A 708-nucleotide genomic window follows, 5' to 3' on the forward strand; every position below is an offset into this window, starting at 1 on the left:
CTGATGGTCCGCATACCGTGACCGTCACAGCGACTGATCCAGCAGGAAATGTGGGTACAGCGACAGGTACAATTACGATTGATACGGTTGCACCGAATGCACCTGTCGTGAATCCGATCAATGCAGTTGATCCGATTACCGGTACGGCAGAACCAGGCTCAACAGTCAAAGTGACCTTCCCGAACGGCAGTACCGAACAGGTGACCGCCGATCCAGTCACCGGGGTCTGGAGTGTACCGAATCCGGGTGGCTTGTTGAATGGTGAGGCGGTGACCGCAACAGCGACTGATCCGGCAGGAAATGTGTCCTTGCCAGGCACTGGAATTGTGGATACGGTTGCGCCAGATACCAGCTCTGTCGGATTTACGGTTGATGCAGTCACAGCGGATAACGTACTCAATGCAGCAGAATCTACTGGTAATGTTACCTTGACAGGAACATTAACCGGTGTACCTGCTGATGCGGCGAAGACGGTAGTCACCATTATTGTCGATGGAGTAAGTTATACTGCTACAGTGAATGCAGCGAATGGTACATGGAGTGTCAGTGTTCCGGGCAGTGGCTTGGTCGCAGATACAGATAAAATCATTGATGCCAATGTTAAATTTACAGATGCAGCAGGCAATAGCAGTACGGTTACAACTACCCATGCTTATAGCGTAGATGTAACTGCACCGAATGCCCCTGTGTTACATCCAATCAATGCAG

The 708-nt window shown here is 50.7% G+C and carries 1 protein-coding gene; it reads left to right on the top strand.

Going from position 1 to position 708, the window contains the following annotated elements; genetic code table 11:
• On the top strand, positions 1-708 hold a 708-nt coding region (locus Aba26S_RS21000; RefSeq protein WP_043975211.1), incomplete at both ends, for an Ig-like domain-containing protein.

It is taken from the genome of Acinetobacter sp. NBRC 110496 (assembly GCF_000876115.1).
Lineage (GTDB): Bacteria > Pseudomonadota > Gammaproteobacteria > Pseudomonadales > Moraxellaceae > Acinetobacter.